This window comes from Candidatus Eisenbacteria bacterium (genome assembly GCA_035712145.1).
GTDB lineage: Bacteria > Eisenbacteria > RBG-16-71-46 > RBG-16-71-46 > RBG-16-71-46 > DASTBI01.
On the sequence record DASTBI010000245.1, the window covers coordinates 1 to 1026 of the forward strand.

At 64.6% G+C, this 1026-nt stretch carries 1 protein-coding gene; it reads left to right on the forward strand.

The window, feature by feature from the left end; translation table 11 throughout:
* The coding region (locus tag VFQ05_17030) for an IS110 family transposase (protein HET9328473.1) at positions 1 to 882 on the forward strand (882 nt) is incomplete at its 5' end.
* Positions 883 to 1026: the final 144 nt, after the last annotated feature.

The window sequence follows — 1026 nt, forward strand, 5'->3', positions numbered from 1 at the left end:
GGCATGGAGGCCTGCGCCACGTCGCATCATTGGTCGCGCGAGCTCAGGGCGCTCGGGCATACCGTGCGGCTGATGCCGCCCGCCTATGTGAAGCCCTACGTCAAGCGGCAGAAGAACGATGCCGCCGACGCCGAGGCCATCTGTGAAGCGGTGACCAGGGCGAACATGCGCTTCGTGGAGACCAAGGCGCCTGAGCAGCAGGCCTGCCTGATGCTCCACCGGACACGCCATCTCTTCATTCGCCAGCAGACCAGCGTGATCAACGCGATCCGTGCCCATATGGCGGAGTTCGGGATCGTCGCACGGGTCGGCCGCAATGGCGTCGAGGAGCTGCTCGAGGTGGCCGCCGATCCAGCTGATCGGCGCTTGCCTGAGGTGGCGCGCACCTGCGTGACGGCCCTTGGCGAGCAACTTCGCATGCTGAAAGCGCAGATCCTGGAGTTCGATCGCCGGATCAGAGCCTGGCACCAGTCCAGCCAGACGAGCAAACGGCTCGATCAAATCCCCGGCATCGGACCAGCCTTGGCGACTGCCCTGGTCGCCAGTGTGCCCGATCCCATGGCCTTCCGATCAGGACGGAACTTCTCTGCCTGGATCGGGCTCGTGCCCAAGCAGTACTCGAGCGGGGGCAAGGACAGGCTCGGCAGCATCAGCAAGCAGGGCGACCGTTATTTACGCGGCCTGTTCACCGCTGGCGCACTCGCCGTCATCCGCTATGCCAAACTACATGGCACCGAGCATCGACCCTGGCTCACGGCCTTGCTGGCTCGCCGGCCGACCAAGGTCGTGGCGATCGCGCTGGCGAACAAGCTCGCCAGGATGGCCTGGGCGATCATGGCCAAGGGGGAGCGCTACAAGGAACCGGCCGCGCTGGCGGCGTGAACGAGATCACGCCGTCAATCGGCGTGATGTGAGGTTGGGAGGGCGAACAGCACGTAATGCAGAACCGGTCGATCCGGCGATCAGGACAACCCACAATGTGCCATCGCATCATCGAATGCGAGCTTTTGACCGGGACCTGATCCG